Annotated in this window: 14 protein-coding genes; 3 read left to right on the plus strand and 11 right to left on the minus strand. The window is 46.7% G+C overall.

The window, feature by feature from the left end:
- Window positions 1–4: 4 nt before the first annotated feature.
- From BN1938_RS10465 to guaA, 6 genes are all read right to left on the minus strand, one after another.
- Window positions 5–475: a tripartite tricarboxylate transporter TctB family protein gene (locus BN1938_RS10465; protein ID WP_050640531.1), complete on the minus strand. Its 471-nt coding sequence runs from the start codon at window positions 473–475 to the stop codon at window positions 5–7.
- A gap of 57 nt (window positions 476–532) precedes the next feature.
- Complete coding sequence (locus tag BN1938_RS10470) at window positions 533–1,522, minus strand: Bug family tripartite tricarboxylate transporter substrate binding protein (RefSeq protein WP_050640532.1); 990 nt, start codon at window positions 1,520–1,522, stop codon at window positions 533–535.
- A 14-nt stretch (window positions 1,523–1,536) separates the two neighbouring features.
- Entirely contained in the window at window positions 1,537–2,457 is a 921-nt protein-coding gene (locus tag BN1938_RS10475; RefSeq protein WP_050640533.1) for a dihydrodipicolinate synthase family protein, read from the minus strand.
- A gap of 24 nt (window positions 2,458–2,481) precedes the next feature.
- Window positions 2,482–3,480: a sialidase family protein gene (locus tag BN1938_RS10480; RefSeq protein ID WP_050640534.1), complete on the minus strand. Its 999-nt coding sequence runs from the start codon at window positions 3,478–3,480 to the stop codon at window positions 2,482–2,484.
- Between the two features lie 114 nt (window positions 3,481–3,594).
- On the minus strand, window positions 3,595–4,350 hold the full coding sequence (locus BN1938_RS10485) for an IclR family transcriptional regulator (protein WP_050640535.1): 756 nt from the start codon (window positions 4,348–4,350) through the stop codon (window positions 3,595–3,597).
- A gap of 356 nt (window positions 4,351–4,706) precedes the next feature.
- Window positions 4,707–5,999 carry a glutamine-hydrolyzing GMP synthase gene (gene guaA, locus BN1938_RS10490; protein WP_050640536.1) on the minus strand — a complete coding sequence of 431 codons (1,293 nt, stop codon included), beginning with the start codon at window positions 5,997–5,999 and terminating at the stop codon, window positions 4,707–4,709.
- 437 nt (window positions 6,000–6,436) lie between these two features.
- Between guaA and BN1938_RS10495 the strand changes: the two genes are divergently transcribed.
- The 3 genes from BN1938_RS10495 (at window position 6,437) to asnB (ending at window position 9,903) form a co-directional block, all read left to right on the plus strand.
- A complete protein-coding gene (locus BN1938_RS10495) occupies window positions 6,437–7,363 on the plus strand; it encodes a dipicolinate synthase subunit DpsA (RefSeq protein ID WP_050640537.1) in 927 nt (308 codons plus the stop codon).
- 38 nt (window positions 7,364–7,401) lie between these two features.
- Window positions 7,402–7,980 carry a dipicolinate synthase subunit B gene (locus BN1938_RS10500; protein ID WP_050640538.1) on the plus strand — a complete coding sequence of 193 codons (579 nt, stop codon included), beginning with the start codon at window positions 7,402–7,404 and terminating at the stop codon, window positions 7,978–7,980.
- A gap of 75 nt (window positions 7,981–8,055) precedes the next feature.
- Window positions 8,056–9,903 carry an asparagine synthase (glutamine-hydrolyzing) gene (gene asnB, locus BN1938_RS10505; RefSeq protein WP_050640539.1) on the plus strand — a complete coding sequence of 616 codons (1,848 nt, stop codon included), beginning with the start codon at window positions 8,056–8,058 and terminating at the stop codon, window positions 9,901–9,903.
- A gap of 120 nt (window positions 9,904–10,023) precedes the next feature.
- Here asnB and BN1938_RS10510 read toward each other — a convergent pair whose 3' ends face one another.
- From BN1938_RS10510 to BN1938_RS10530, 5 genes are all read right to left on the minus strand, one after another.
- Window positions 10,024–10,692 carry a YoaK family protein gene (locus BN1938_RS10510; protein WP_050640540.1) on the minus strand — a complete coding sequence of 223 codons (669 nt, stop codon included), beginning with the start codon at window positions 10,690–10,692 and terminating at the stop codon, window positions 10,024–10,026.
- Between the two features lie 1,008 nt (window positions 10,693–11,700).
- Entirely contained in the window at window positions 11,701–14,361 is a 2,661-nt protein-coding gene (locus tag BN1938_RS10515; protein ID WP_050640541.1) for an FtsX-like permease family protein, read from the minus strand.
- On the minus strand, window positions 14,358–15,065 hold the full coding sequence (locus BN1938_RS10520) for an ABC transporter ATP-binding protein (protein ID WP_050640542.1): 708 nt from the start codon (window positions 15,063–15,065) through the stop codon (window positions 14,358–14,360). Before BN1938_RS10520 ends, BN1938_RS10515 begins: the two co-directional genes overlap by 4 nt.
- Window positions 15,066–15,160: 95 nt before the next feature.
- The gene (locus tag BN1938_RS10525) at window positions 15,161–16,084 is read right to left on the minus strand and encodes a sensor histidine kinase (RefSeq protein ID WP_330581561.1); all 924 of its coding nucleotides are present in this window, start codon (window positions 16,082–16,084) and stop codon (window positions 15,161–15,163) included.
- A 65-nt stretch (window positions 16,085–16,149) separates the two neighbouring features.
- A complete protein-coding gene (locus BN1938_RS10530; protein ID WP_050640543.1) occupies window positions 16,150–16,821 on the minus strand; it encodes a response regulator transcription factor in 672 nt (223 codons plus the stop codon).
- Window positions 16,822–16,974: the final 153 nt, after the last annotated feature.

A 16,974-nucleotide genomic window follows, 5' to 3' on the forward strand; every position in this document is an offset into this window, starting at 1 on the left:
CCTCCTATCTCATAAATATCGGGTCCGGCAGAGAAATATTCAGCAACACACCAAATAGTACATATACCGCAGCCAGCGTAATCACAGTTGTCAATACAATTTTTTTAACACTTCTTACTTCCAGCAAATACATAACCGCCGGTATAAACAGTAATGCTCCGATATAAAACCCAAGGAAATACAGAATTACACAAAACAAAACGATAACCCCAAATAAAATATATACCCTCATATTTGCCGGAGTTGATATCGTAAATGTTTTTTCTTCCAGCATTTTTTTATTCTTCAATGTTGAGATTGCCAGTCCCACTGCGAAAATGATAATCAAAGCTCCAAGAAGCATTGGCCAGAATCCTGCTCCCGGATCGCCATCGCCAATTTGAATCTTTAATGATGATGACATCACCACAATTCCTAATCCCACTAAAAACATGATTGCAGAAATTATGTAATTTGCTTTCTTCATGTTTCCCATATTATTCTGCCTCCTATTATTTGGGAAAAGGAAATTTTTCCTTTTCCCATTGTTGTACTATTCCACTTCTATATCTTTTAACAGATCTTCATACATTGCAAAGTCATCTTCCATCATTTTCTGGCAGTCCTCACCGATAATGCACTGTGGATCAATTCCCTGCTTTTCGAAATATTCTACAAATTCATCACTTTCGCATGTCGTTTTTGCGGCATCTCTTAATTTTGTCAGAATATCTTCTGGTGTATCTTTTGGTGCAACAAGGCTTGCCCATGCACGGATAACCATATCATGTCCCATCTCTTTAAATGTCAAAACATCTGGATAAATGGTGGAGCGTTCTTCTGACATAATACCAAGAATCTTCATTTCTCCTGCGTCTACCTGAGATTTATAACTTGACGGATCAGCGATTGTTGCATCAATATGCCCGCCTGTCAGAGCTGCTGCAATATCAGCAGAACCGTTCGGATATGGTATATGTTTTAACTTAACATCAAATTCATTTTCAAAACTTACTGCTGCTACGTGCCAGATTGCTCCCATACCAGAGTTTCCCACCTCTACTGATCCAGGATTTTCTCTACAATAAGCTACAAAATCATCAACTGTATCATATGGAGAATCTGCCGGTACAATCAATGCCGCCGGCGCAGCAATCGGAGCACAGATTGCTGCGTAATCTTCCGGTGTAACCTGACATTTGTCCTGCCATGGGAACATAGAAAGTTCTACTGTAACCATTCCAAGCGTGTATCCGTCTGCCTTTGCTGCTGATGTCTCCACCATTCCTGTCACACCACCGCCATCCGGTTTGTTTGTTGCCACAAAATTAGAACCTTCCAGATTTTCTTTCATATACTGCATCAACCCTCTTGCCGCTGTGTCGGTTCCCCCGCCTGCAGCTTTCGGGATAATTACTGAAATATCTTTGCTTGGATAATCATCTGCAGAACCTTTTTCAGAACCTCCGCTGGAACATCCCACTAATGCCGATACAGCTAATACACCTGCCATGATTAATACCGCTAATTTTTTACACTTCATTTGTTTTTCCTCCTCTACTCTGATACTATTTCATTTATTCTTTTTTCTAACCGGTTAAGTGCTTGTACTTCTTCTTTGTACGTATTTGTCAGTCCTTCTTTTTCTTTTACTCTACTGTTGGTTGTGATATGAAGCCCCTCTATTTCCGAAAGATAATATTTCGCATTTACCGGATAATACTGCCTTTCAATCAGAGATGCTATTGTCAGAAAGTCGGAGACTTCTCCGGCTTTTTCCTCTGTATAATGTTCACACAGCCATGTATAAATCTGCGGATGGAAGTTAGCCATTACACCGCTGAATCCAGCAGCTCCTTCTTTCAATGATTCCAATAGGGTGGTTGTATTTGCATTATACAATTTTAGATTTGTTCCCTTTATAATCTTTAGTTTCTCTTTAATCTGATCGATATCACAGCAGGTATCTTTCAAAAAATAAAATCTCCCGGTAGACGCGCACCATGAAATTGTTTCTGGTGACATCAATCTTTTATACGGATACGGGCACTCATAAAAACCGAGTGGGATTTCGTATCCTAGGTTATCTAATATTTTTTTACAATTTTCAATCCATACTGCATCGTCTTCGCCTTCTTTTGCGAGTCGGTTTGTAATTAGTATTACCGCATCCACCCCTGTTTTTGCAATCTCATTCAGTTCTTTGATCTGATCTTCCAGATTATCTGAGACATGACCGGATGCGATAACCGGAACCCTTCCCGCTGCATACTCCACTGTTTTTGCTGCATATTTTACACGTTCTTCTAATGACAGACAGAACATTTCACTTGACTGGCATACGGCAAACATTCCTGATACTCCATTTTCAATGTACCAGTCTACCAGTTCCTTCAGGGCATCATAATCAATTTCATTTTTGTCAGTATAAGGTGTCAGCATAACTGGCCATGATCCCCCTGGAAATTCTTTTTCCATTTCGCTTCTTCCTCACTTTCCTTTTTATTTCTTTATTTTGCAAAAGGCTATATTTTCCCTTTTGTAAGTGTATGTAATATACAGAAATTCTTCATCCTGAATGATCGCCGGATAAGCGAATTCCCCATCCCCTGTACTTAGATCCTTAATCTTCTTCCAGGTTTCGCCATTGTCACTTGAGACAGCAAGTGATATAGGTGTTCTTTCTCCCCAGTTAACTCCCACTGGATTATACACAAGGAATTCTCTTCCGTCTTCTGTCTGAATCATATCAATCCCACTGTTATTATTAGGCAATTCTGTTGCATATGCTTCTGTCCATGTCTCTCCTCCGTCTTCTGAATCACTGCGGTATATTTTCCCTTCCGTGCTTCGCAGAAGCATATGAACCTGATTCGGTTTAGTTTCCCAAAGAGTGGGCTGAATCACTCCTCTTCCGTAAAATGACTGTTCACTTACCGGAATAGAACTTTTCTCTTTTGCAACAGTTCTCTCTCCTTCTTTGTATGCCAGCCGTTTTATTTCTACTTCTTGTGATTTTCTCCAGGTTTTTCCTTCATCGTCTGAATAATCAACAAATGCTTTCCATATTCCCTGTTCGGTAGATCCAGGAGCTAATATTCTCCCACTTTTCAATCGAATTGGTTTGTTTCTGACAGGTCCCCTTCCTCCGAGATCTCCTTTTACCAACTCTTCTTCTTCTCCAAAGGATTCGCCATTGTCTTCTGAAATACGATACATCGTTCTCCAGCTGCCGATTTCATTTCCGACCTTATAGAAAATTATGATTTTCTTTTCATCGATGCGAAATAAAACCGGATTCCAATGTGCTTCATTTGACTGTGCAAGAATTACAGGCTCTTCAAAATGCTTTTCATTGCCTCGAGCAATCCAAATCGCTACATCTTCCATGCCCTCTTTTGTACCGCCGAACCATGCTACAATAAATTTGTCCTGATCCAGTTTCAATATGGTTGATGCATGGCACATAGCTGTTGGACATTTTTTCATTATCAGTTTCATTGTTTCTCCTCCTTTCGTTCTGTAATGCAGAACACTGTTCTGATATATCCTTTTTTTTAATGTGAACGTTATAAAATACGTTCACACTATTTATTCAACCATGATATTTTTCTTTTACAACCTATTCTCAATCTTTGCGACATACTTTTTTATCAGTAGTGCCCATTCTATTATCTGGTCTTCTGTAAAATTAGCAGCCAGGCCACTGACGCTAATTGCCGCATACAATTTATGAGCTTTATCAAAGATCGGCATTGCAACACACTTTACGCCAAACTCATGTTCCATGTTGTCAATCGCATACCCCCGCTGTCTTGTTACCTCAAGTTCTCTTTTAAGCTTTGACACATCCGTAATTGTATGATCTGTATAAACTGTAAGATCTTTTTCCATATATCTATTAATCTCTTCCTCAGAAAGATTCGCTAACATTGCTTTTCCGATACCGGTACAATGCATTTCAGCCCTCTCTCCCAAAATAGATCTCATCAGATTGACTGATTCTGCCGGATATGTAGCTTCCAAATATACAACTTCTCTATCATGCGGTATTGCCAGATAAACTCTTTCATCTGTGATATTAGCCAGCTCTTGCATGTATGGCATAGCTATCTTAATAATGGAAAATGTATCCCCCATAGCTCTGCTCAATGCAAACACCTGCATTCCAAGCTTATATCTCTCTGTCTCCTCATCCTTTTCCAGATACCCCATTACCTTAAGTGTTGTAAGAATGTCATATACATTACTTTTATATAATCCTAGCCTTTCACTTATTTCTGTAACTCCCCAAGTTGGTTTTACCAGGAAACAGTTCAGAACATCCAATGCTTTTTTTAGAGACTTAACTTTTATTTCATTTTCAGCCATTTATAATCCCTTCTTGCTATCGTTCTGTATATCAGAACTTTGTTATAAATTTATCTTAATAAAAGGATAGCATACTTATTTTGTAATGACAATAGGATATAATCCATATATTTTTCAATGCTTTTTTGTTCATAATGTATAGAAACTTATAATAACCTGTCACTCAGCCAGCTCCTCTTATTTCAAAAAAACATCTCCCACTTTATCTCCGCTGTGCCCCAGCCTGATTCCGCTGCCGCTTCATCTCGCTGATGGGTTTTCGCCCTATAAGTCTAAAGTCAAAAACAGCCGCAGAAGAACATAAATGCTCTTCTGCGGCTGTTTCAGCCTTTATCCTTGCACGGCTCACTGCCTGCCTACTCGAACTCAATCGTAGCCGGCGGCTTAGGAGACATATCGTAGCAAACCCGATTCACATTCTCCACCTCGCCCAATATCCTCTCGGTTATCTTCTCCAGCACATCCCAGTCTACCTTCTCAATCGTAGCCGTCATAGCATCAATCGTATTAATAGCCCTCAGTATAACCATATACTCAAAGCATCTCTCATGGTTCTTCATCCCCACAGATTTAAAATCCGGTACAACCGTAAAATACTGCCAAACCTTCTTATCCAATCCGGCCTTCTCAAACTCTTCCCTCAGAATAGCATCCGACTCCCTGACAGCCTCCAGCCGGTCCCTCGTAATAGCGCCCAGACACCTCACGCCAAGTCCCGGCCCCGGGAATGGCTGGCGGTATACCATACTCTCCGGCAGTCCCAGTTCAATACCGCATGCGCGCACTTCATCTTTAAACAGCTGTTTCAGAGGCTCGACAAGCGCAAACTGCAGGTCCTCCGGCAGTCCGCCCACATTGTGATGAGATTTTACCATCTTAGCAGTCTTGGTACCGCTCTCAATAATATCCGGGTAGATTGTGCCCTGTCCCAGGAACTCAATCCCATCCAGTTTCCGTGCTTCTTCCTCAAATACGCGGATGAATTCCCCGCCAATAATCTTTCTCTTTGTCTCCGGATCTGCGACTCCTGCCAGCTTATCCAGGAACCGGTCCGTTGCATCCACATAGATCAGGTTCGCATGAAGCTGATTTTGGAAGACTTCCACAACACTCTCAGACTCATTTTTCCGCATCAGTCCATGGTTTACATGCACGCATACCAGCTGCTGCCCGATCGCTTTGATCAAAAGCGCCGCTACTACAGAAGAGTCAACACCGCCTGAAAGCGCAAGGAGAACTTTCTTATCCCCGACCTGGCGCTTCACAAGCTCCACCTGATCCTCAATAAAGTTCTTCATATTCCAGTTTGCCTCTGCTTTGCACTGGCCGAAGATAAATTCCTTCATGGTCTCGTCATCCGGAAGCTGCTCATACTGCTTCTCACATTTTGCGGTCGGATGGTCTACGGAAATCACCGGATATCCGCACTCGTATAATGCCGGGCTGACGTCAACTGCCTGTCCGTCGACAACGCGGTTCTCACCGCCGTTTAATATAATTCCTTTTACATTGTCCAGTGCATTCAGCTCGTCCGCGGTGATGTCGTGAGGGTGAATCTCACTGTATACGCCAAGGCTGCGGATTTGACGGGCAAGCACGGTATTGTTGGTACTTCCCAGATCCAGAATAACAATCATGTCCTGTTTCATTTGTTTTCCTCTCTTTCTTATACATTATTCCGCAGTTTAACTGCGGACCCGCCCGCAGGGCATGTGTTACGGGGTGCCCTTTGGGTATACTTTAATCTGCAGCTATGCTGCAGACCCGCCCGAAGGGCATGCATTACGGGATGCCCTTGGGTATACCATGAACCCAAAACTGATTCCCCATGTATTTAGGTTCATAATATATTCGTACATTTTTTCTTTCTGATTTTTCGATGAGCCATGCGCACAAACTATGATTCAGTGTCCGCTCTGTATGCGCATCCCGCTCATATCTTAGAAGGCCAAAGATTTATCCAACGGCCCCATACTTTTTTATTATAACTGAACCCGTCTTTAATTTCCATCTAAGAAATAGAAATAACACATATTTTTCTCTCTGCATATAATAATTAAAATTGTATTTTGTCAGGAGTTTCACAATGGAATATCCCCAATACGATTATGCGGTCATTGGAGGCGATATGCGGCAGGTATATCTGGCGGAAGAACTGGCCCACCATCAGAACCGTGTATGCTGCTATGCCCTCATGGCTGCGCCCGACGAGCGCAGGTGCTCCGATGCCTCCGTTGTAAACGCAGTTTCCGATCTTCGGGAGGCCTGTGCCGGTTCCCGCTGCGTCATTGGTCCCATTCCGCTCAGTAAAAACGGGCGTGATATCAGCCAGAATGCACCGGAAGGCTGCCTGCATCTGGATGCACTGCTCTCTTCTCTGAACTCCGGCTGCCATTTCTTTTCCGGCTGTATTCCGGAATCTTTTAAAAATGCGGCGCTGGAAAAGGGCGTTTCTGTTCATGATCTGATGGAACACAGTTCCCTTGCTTACTACAACACGATAGCCACAGCGGAGGGCGCTTTGTGCGAGGCGATTTCCAGAAGCCCGCAGAATCTCCGCCAGAGCAGTTGTGCAGTCCTTGGATATGGAAAATGCGGCCGTACACTTGTCCAATATTTAAAAGCCCTGTGCTGCCGCGTCTTTGTCTTTTCTATTGATGAACAGGAATGCGCACAGGCTGCTGTTGCCGCCGATACTTCGATGCCCCTGGATGCTCTTTTAAAACACATCGGGAACTTTGATTTTATTTTCAACACAGTTCCCGCTTTGATTGTAACGGCGGAAGTACTGGAAAATGTAAAAAGTTCCGCCACGATCATAGATATTGCGTCTGCCCCCGGCGGAGTCGACTTTGCAGAGGCGCAGAGGCTGGGAATCACGGCCGCTCTGTGCCTGGGACTGCCCGGGAAATATGCCCCTTCCTCCTCAGCGAAGGCGGTAAAGGAAACCATCGAATCCCTGCTCTCTCAGGAGAATACGTGTTACTATTCACGGCCTGGGGGCCGCGCTTAGTAATGAATACGTCTCAAATTCATAAGGAGTGATCAAATATGTCTTTAGAAGGAAAAACAATTGGAGTGGCCCTGACGGGCTCCTTCTGTACCTATGAAAAAGCATTTGAAGGAATCCAAAATCTTGTAGACGAAGGAGCTCTGGTCCAAACTATTTTCTCAGACGCTTCCGGCACCATTGACAGCCGCTTTGGCAGTGCGGAAACGTTTCTGAAAAAAGCCGAGGACATCACGGGTGTCCGCCCCATGATGACCATATCCGAAGCAGAGCCGATCGGTCCCGGCAGTCTGCTGGATATCCTCGTGCTCTTCCCCTGCACCGGCAACACGATTGCCAAGCTGGCGAACGGCATCACCGATACACCAGCCCTGATGGCGGCAAAGGCCCACCTCAGAAATAACAAACCGCTTCTCATCTCCATTTCTACCAACGATGCCCTTGGCATGAATATGAAAAATATCGGCCTGTTACTAAACGCCAAAAATATCTATTTCATCCCATTTGGCCAGGATAATCCACAGAAAAAGCCCAACTCCATGATTGCACACACCGAGCTTCTGATTCCTGCACTGGAAGCCGCTTTGGAAGGACGGCAGTATCAGCCTGTCATCCTTTAAGCCTAAGGCGCCTCGTCATAATTCTGAAAAGACTGGAAGAAGATATGACATTTATATGAAAAAGGAGAAGAAAAAATGTGTGGAATTGCCGGATTTTTTAACCCTTACATGGATTACAAAACGAATGAACCAAAGTGGCAGCATATTCTGGAGGATATGAACCGCGCGCAGAAACGCAGGGGGCCCGATGATGAGGGTACTTATCTGAGCTCTCTGTGCGGGCTGGCACATGTAAGGCTCGAGATCATCGACCTGGCAACGGGGCATCAGCCCATGATCCGCAGGTCACAGAACCGTGAATGTGCGATTGTATTTAACGGTGAAATTTACAATATGGCGGAGCTGAAAGCGGAACTGATCCTGGAGGGAGCTGATTTCTGCACGTCCAGCGACACAGAAGTCATCCTGACAGGGTATATGCTCCATGGAAGAGATTATATCAAAAAACTGAACGGTATCTTCGCTATTGCATTGTGGGATTCGGTTCCCGGTGAACTCTGTCTGTTCCGTGACAGGCTGGGCATCAAACCGCTATTTTACACCATGGCCGGGGAAACCCTTGTATTTTCCTCGGAAATCAAAGGGCTGTTTGCCTATCCCGGAGTGACCCCGGTATTGGATCGCGCCGGGCTCTGTGAAATCTTTGCCCTGGGGCCTGCCAAAACATACGGCAAGGGCGTTTTCAAAGACATCCTGGAAGTTCTGCCGGGCCAGTGCATCACATTTGACCGGACCTCTTGTACGGAGGATTTCTATTGGATGCTGGAGAGCCGTCCCCATGAAGATTCCATGGAAAAAACGATCGAGAAGACCGCGTGGCTTGTGGAGGATGCGGTCAAAAAACAGATGCTTTCCGACATCCCAATCAGCACCTTCCTGTCCGGCGGCGTAGACAGCAGCCTTGTGACCTCTATTTGTGCCAGGGAGCTGAAAAAACAGGGGAAAGTATTAAATACCTTTTCCTTTGACTTTGTGGATAATAACCGCTACTTTCGTTCCAATTCCTTCCAACCCAGCCAGGACCGGCCCTACGTTGATAAAATGGTGGAATATGCCGGTACGAACCACCGGTACCTGGAATGCTCCAATCAGGATCAGCTGGACTGCCTGTATAAAGCTGTAGATGCAAGGGATCTTCCCTGTATGGCGGATGTGGAATCCTCCATGCTGTACTTCTGTTCCCAGGTGAAGGACTACAACAAAGTCACCCTGACCGGTGAATGCGCGGACGAAATCTTCGGCGGCTATCCCTGGTTCCACAGCCGGGAAGCCTTTGAAACCGCTGCCTTCCCCTGGTCCCGGAGCATGGAGCCAAGACAGACACTTTTGGATGACTGCCTGATCCGGGATTTGCGCATGGAAGAATATGCCCGGGAAGCATACGAGAAAACAATACAAGAAACACCACGCCTCCCCGGGGACACCCCTGAAGAAAAAAGACGCCGCGAGATCGCCTGGCTCAATCTGCGGTGGTTCATGGTAACACTGCTCGACCGGATGGACCGCACCAGCATGTACAGCGGTCTGGAGGCAAGGGTTCCCCTGGCGGATCACAGGATCGTAGAGTATATTTTCAATGTACCCTGGCAGATGAAATGCCCCGACGGCATTGTAAAAGGTCTGCTCCGGCACGCAGGAGAAGGGCTTCTCCCCAGCGAAATCCTCTGGAGGAAAAAGAGCCCCTACCCGAAAACATACGACCCCGCATACGAAAAAATGCTTGGCGGCCAGCTGAAAGAAGTCCTGACCGATCCCAATGCGCCAATCCACAGCCTGCTGGATACCAAGAAAGTCCACGCATTTGTAAACAGCCCGTCCGACTATGGGAAGCCCTGGTACGGGCAGCTCATGGCCGGTCCGCAGATGCTGGCCTACATGCTCCAGGTCAACTATTGGCTCGCACATTATAAAATTCGATTCTAAAAAGATGTAGGCACACAGGGAAATAAAAGCGCATAATTAAGACAGGAGACGTTTGCCGTTGTCCCCTGTCTTTTATGCCGAAATTCACGTACGCCTCCCCGCCAAACAAGCGGTTCACTCTCATTCTTCCCTGACAAACATAAGTACAAATCCCCCCGCCAGCAGCGCCCCGGCTATCCATATAGACTGCAGCCCAATAGCCCTGCTCATAACCGCCCCGACCGCGGCCCCAACCGCAAAGATCAATATCACAAAATAATAATGCAGACTTTTCTTTTTCAGCGCCTTATCCTTTGTAATATGATATTTACAAAGCATTTCCGTGGCACTTCTCATATTGCCGATGCACATTGTAGTAGCACAGGGAATCCCCCTAAATTTACGAAAACTGTTCACCTGCATGGCACAGGCAAAAGACATCAGCACATTAGCCAATACATCAAAAGTATGAGGCAGAAGCCCCACCACGGCAAGCAAAACCACTTCCACAACAAGGACAATCTGCCGCCAGTGTATTCTCTGATAATCTTTATATAAATGATGCACCCATTCCGTCACATACACCCCGCCGACAAATGCAGCCAGAGGCATCAGATAATGCAGCGCCGTCCCCCAGTTCCCCTGAGCCAGGTTCTGCCCAAGCAATACAATATTCCCTGTCTGGGCATTGGCAAACACCCTGCCCCTGCAGTTATAGGAATACGCATCCTGAAATCCCCCCGCCAGCGTAAGTAACACCGCCAGAGACATCGATTCCGACATCTGCTGCTTTGCTTTTAACTTCATCATCTGTCTGACCTCCCAATGCAACAAAAATATTTCACCCATAATTATACGACTAATTTCCCCAAAGTAAAGGGATTTAGTGGACGCGCTTTAGTCGCGGCCACGGATGGGGGACGCTTAATGACAGGGATACCGGGGAGGGACCGGGGCTGTATATGCCGGTGCGATATGCACCCGTGCTGCTAACTGCTCCTAGGACAACCGCTGCCGGATAGACGGGTACACTGAACACATCACGGGAAATCTGATGATTTCCCGCGCTGGGTTCAGTAAAAATTTGATTTGGTGATCAAATTTTTCCCCGCCTATCCGGCAGCGGTTGCCCAAGGGGCAGTAAGCGCACTCTAGCATTTCGCACCGGCATATACAGCCCCGGTCCCTCCCCGGTATCCCTGTCATAAAGCTGGCTCATCCGACCGGTAGGAAAGGGCCCGTTCACCGGTTTGGATCCCTGACGGGGGCAGCGGATGTGAATTGACTACACGGAGCGTTCATCTGCATGAACGGATTCGTATGACTATTCAGGATGACATTCCCTAATAAAATTCCCCCCCTCATAATATAATACCTAAACAATTAAAAACATTTAAACAAGATGCACATTACACACATCCAATCCCATCCGCCTCCCCCGTTTAGACCCCCACTAGGGAACGAGTCTTTTCCAACCGGTCGGATGAGCCAGACAAGCGGACTGTAAGCGGCAAGCCCTCCGGCCTGTATGGTCGGTTTAAAACGCCTTATAGCGGACGATTAGAAGCTCTTAGAGAGCCAGAGGCATCCGGAAGGGATGAAAATTGATTCTCCGAAATCAATTTTCAATCCGGCCTGTGCTGAAAAAATATCAATTTTTTCAGCGCATGCCGGATGTGCCCTTCCGGGTGCCTCTGGCTCTCTTAGAGCTTCTTCGTTAAGCGCTCAGGATTTTAAACCGACCATACAGGCCGGAGGGCTTGCCGCTTACAGTCCGCTTGTCGTCCCCCATCCGTCACCGAGTCTAAAGCTCGTTGACTATGCAATTGATTTGATGATCTGTTCTTTTAGTACGGATTGTCCCGAGATGAGTACTGCTACGATACAGATCAGGATATTTACCGCTGCCATCAGCAGAACAGGCAGTGGGGACATGCCCGCCTTGGGATGCAGGTACAGATACACATGAACCATGAAGTAATACAGGATTTTCTGTAAGATCAGGTACATCACCACCATGACAAGGCTGGAATACAGACCGTATCTCACACCCTCTTTCACCAGCATTTTCCGGAATCCTGCATCGGTGATACCCATGGCCCGCAGGATGCCGAATTCGTGCTTTCTTGCAGCCACCAGATATTGCATGCTGTTCAGGATATGGAGAAAACTGATTGCCAGGAGAATCGCTCCCACACCATAGAAAAACAGCATTTTCCGGGCAAGGTACTGATTCTCTTGTTTGATCTGCTCCGTATAATCTTTTACAACACATTTCTTGACTCCTGACACTGTCTTGCGTATCTCATCGGATACTTTCGAGGCGTCTGCCCCTTCTTTCAGGCTGATGCTGATTGTCCGGTAACCGCTGACTCCAAAATTCTTCTTCATCTGCTCATTTGTCATGATGATATCAACCCGGTCCCTGCCGTCATCCCCTATAAATGTATCCACCTTCGCCAGAGGCCGGCTTGCTACTGCGGCTGCCTGGAAGTCTGAATGTCTGTACCGGATCTCCTCTGATTCAAAACGCAGCACCTCTCGGGCGGCTTCTGGGCTTGCAGGCGTTTTCAGAGTGATGTTATCGCCTGCCTTGATCTCGATCCCGTCATAATTTCCCTGCCCGTCCATGATGGTCTTGAAGATCATACTGTTCTCTGCGCGCATCCTGTCCGGATCAATTTCTCCCTCCAGAAGATACTCGTTCAGGCCTTGAAGCAGCTCATCGTCATACCCGTATATATTTGCTTTCAGCAGATAATCCTTCTCTCCGATCTGCACAGCTACGCCATTGTACTTCTCCATCAGTACCGGATCTGGTTTAATATCCCCACTGTTCGCAATTTCAGGATAATAGGAATTCCATTTAAATGTCCCGTCTAGGAATGATACTTCCCCCAGCATATATCTGACCGCGTTCATGCTTTTGATTCCCTGTATCTCTCTCAGCTCCTGAACCGTCCGCTCGGGGATGACCGTCTCCAGTGCATCCGAATCTACATAGATCTGGATATCTGAACCCAAGCCGTCATCAGCCTTGAAGGTCAGTTCATTATTAATTCTGGTATTTTCAGACACGTATGCCGCCCCCAGAAAAAGCAGGCCTCCTACGGACAGAGAGAGCAAAATTCCCAGAAACGCTCCTTTTCTTGCAAACATAAACTTTTTTGTCAGAACCCCCGTGAGATTTGAAAGCTTTATGCTGTATATTTTCCGGTTCTTTCTTTTCTTCCCGCCTTCTTTGGCAAGCAGCTCCCTGAGCGTCAATTTGTGCATTCTGCGCACCAGTATGAAGCTAATCAGAAAGATCAGAACAAGGAAGAATACCGCCCCTCCCACAATGACATCTTTAGATATATAAAATCTGCCGGGGGCAGGCAGGCTCACGGCTGTCTGCCTGGTATCCCCGCTCTGGTGTACAATAAAGTCTTCCGGATACACGAAAATCTGCCCCTGGGCTTTATAGATCAGTGAGGCGGCAGCATTTCCCAGGATACAGCCCAACGGGTACCCGGGCAGAAAAATCATAAATAATTCTGCCGCAAGAATGCCAAAGGTACTTTTCTCCCCCATTCCCACGGTCTGCAGAATGCTATACTGGGACATTCTCCGGATAACGGATACCTGGAACAGGCTGTACATGATGAAAATACTGAACAGCCCCAGTGCGGCCATAACTACCTTTTCGGTAAGATTCCAGTTTTCATTCAGCATGTACCAGATATAAGGCAGACCGGTGCCCTTCACCGTGATGCCCGTCTTAATCGTATTCAGCACAGACGTGCCGCCCTCTCCGCCCAGATATTTGAGCATTTGATTATTTCTTTTCAAACCGGATTTTTCAATCCCAAATGTATCTGCCAGTCTTGCCGCTTGCTTATACACCTTGCGGGACTCATCAAACTTCATATAAAGAAACGCACCGTTTGTCCCGTAATCCAGATCCTGGTCAACCAACACCTGCATACTGTCCGCATCCGGCATGCTGGAAATGATTCCGCACAGGGTGAATTCCTCATTGTCCAGCTTCACCCGGCTTCCGATCTCCGCCGGAATATCCAGATTTCTGAGCGTGTAGGTATCCATTGCCACTTCATTTTTCTGCTGTGGATAGTGTCCCTGCTCCAGCCTGCGGCCCATGATATCCAGATAACCTGAGTCTGCATATGCCATGGTAATCTCGTAGGGCTCTTCCATGACTTTCCGGATCGTCAGAACCCCAAACTTCTCTACTTTGTATCCCTTTCCCTCGGTATGCCCCTGAAAATCCGTGAACCAGGGGAAATCGCAGCGCACATAATAATGCCAGTCTCCTGCCTTTCCTCTGGCATTTTCAAGAGTAGCGTTTCTTCCGCTCCCCATCAGAGAGCCTATACCGGTAAGTATGGACGCAGAAAGAAGAATCCCCAGAAACAGGGACAGCGTCTGTTTTTTGTAATATTTTAAATAGGCAAAAGCCAGCCGGATGGTGTTTTTCAATGCTTCTCACCGCCTTTTGCGTAAAATTCTCTTTCGCCGTCATACAGCCGCCCGTCCTCGATGCGTATCAGCCTGTCACAGGTCTGAGCAAGCGCTTCGTTGTGTGTCACCATTAAAATTGTCTGGTTATACTTTTTGCTGCTGGACTTTAAAAGCCCCATCACTTCGATGGCCGTGCGGGAATCCAGATTACCGGTGGGTTCATCCGCCAGTATGATGGCTGGTTTATTCGCCAGCGCCCTGGCAAGGGCCGCCCGCTGCTGCTGACCGCCGGACAGTTCATTTGGGTAGCTCTTTCTCTTCTCCCAAAGTCCCAGCTCTTTCAGCAGATCCTCTATATAAGCGTGATCCATATATTTTCCTTTGTCGAAAGTGGCCGGAAGAGCCACATTATCGTATACGTTAAGCACTGGCATCAGGCTGTAATTCTGGAAAACGAAGCCGATATTGCGGCGCCGGAAAATCGTCAGCTCTTTCCGCTTCAGCTCTGCTATATCGTGGTCCCGTATGATCACGTTCCCCTTCGTAGGTATATCGAGCCCCCCGATCAGATTCAGCAGGGTGCTTTTCCCGCTCCCGCTTGCCCCCACAATTGCCGCAAACTCGCCCTGCTCCGCGGAGAAACTCACGTCGGACAGCGCCCGGACCGGGATATCCCGGGAGCCATATACCTTATCTACATGCTGTATGTCTAAAATCTTCATCCTAAACACTCCTTTCCTGTTCATTCTGATTTTATCAGGGCGTGCTTACATACATCCTACAAATAAAAAAGAAATTCTTACAAAACTGTCAGAAATCAATTTCCACAGTTCTGTAAGAAAACAGAAAAGCAGCTTCCCTTCCCAGGCTCAGAAGCCACGTTCATATATCCTTTCTCTTTTTCCAGAATCAACTTGGACAGATACAGGCCAATCCCGGATCCGTCCATATTTTCCGCATCCTTACTCCGATAAAAGCGCTGAAAAATCTTTGTCAGCTCCTCTTTCGCGATTCCCATCCCTGTATCCCGAAACCAGATCTCCGAATACATCTCATACCGCCTCATCCCTATCGTAATACACCCTGACTCCGGCGTATACTTTACGGCATTCTCCAGAATATTGGCAAATACCTCTGTAGTCCATTTGGGATTATGGTACAGGAAACAGTCCGGAAAATACTCGGTCTCTATCTCAATCCCCTTGCGTTGTGCCTTTTCGTAAACCAGATTCACCGCGTCAAGCAGCGTCCGGCGTATCAGAGCCCCCTCCGCCTCAAATACAATCACATTCTGTTCCAGCTTCACCATCTTAAACAGAGAATTCAGAATCCACTCCACCTTTACCGACTGCTTCTTCATCTTACCAAGAAACTTCTCCTGTTCCTCCCGTGGAAGCGATCCATCCTCCAGAATTTCTTCATACATCATAATGTTTGCAAGAGGAGTCTTCAGCTGATGAGACATATTGGAAATCAAGCTTTTTACCTGCTCCTTCTCCCTCTGGGCACCGCCCACTTCAGCCTCCAGTTTTTCCTGGATACGCCTCGCCTTCCCCGCAAGGGCAGACACCTCCCCCTCACTCAAATCCGTCTGTTCAATCTTTTTATTATCCAGAATCCGGTCCATCATCCGGTCAACTTCCCGGTAAAGCCTCTGTTTCTTCCGCCTGAACCACAGCGCTGCTCCGGCAAAAACAAGAGCCAGTCCGCCAAAAATCCCCATCCATAACCATTCCATCATTCTCTACCGCCCTGTTTCTATCCACCCTCACATGCGTAATCAGACACTCATTATTATTCGATATACTAGTTCTCTTTCCATATGTATCCCAGTCCATGCACCGTCTTAATACAGCTGGGGGAATCCGGGTTCTCCTCAATCTTAGAACGCAGTCTCCGAATATTCACAGAAACCGTATTCTCATCCACAAACCGCCCGGAACTGTCCCAGACATATTCCAAAATCTGTTCCTTAGACAAAACCTGATTCCGGTTTTCCAGAAAAAACAACAGCAGCTTATACTCCACCTTACTCAGCAGAACTTCCCCGCCATCCCGAAAAACCCTGCACTCCCGCAGATCAACCCGTATCCCATTAGACTGGACAGCCTGTCCTCCATCACGCCGCATAACCAGCCGTTTCACCCGCGCTTTCAGAACCGCAACCGAAAAAGGTTTCGTCATAAAATCATCAACCCCCAGCTCCAGAGCCATCACCTCATCCAGCTCCGTATCCCTGGCCGTCAGCATCAATACAGGCACATCACTCTCCGCCCGAATCGCCCTGCAAAAATCAAATCCGCTCCCATCCGGCAAATTACAATCCAAAATAACACAGTCATACCCGCCCCCGGCCAGCATCCGCCGCCCGTCCCGGATACTAACCGCCAAGTCCGTGACATACCCGTCCGCCGAAAAAGCAAACCCAATCCCTTCCCCCAAATCAACATCGTCCTCAACAATCAACAAACAAGCCATACTCAATCCCTCACTTCACAATCCCTGCAGTCACCAACATCCTCACAAAAAAATCCCCGTGCTGACCATATCTTATTTTAATATTCTATCATAGTAAAAAACTACTGTAAATCCAATCCAGCAATACCATCCCCACACTGGCTCCTCCAGCAA

The sequence above is a fragment of the Eubacterium sp. SB2 genome, assembly GCF_001244405.1.
GTDB classification, from domain to species: domain Bacteria; phylum Bacillota; class Clostridia; order Lachnospirales; family Lachnospiraceae; genus Faecalicatena; species Faecalicatena contortus_B.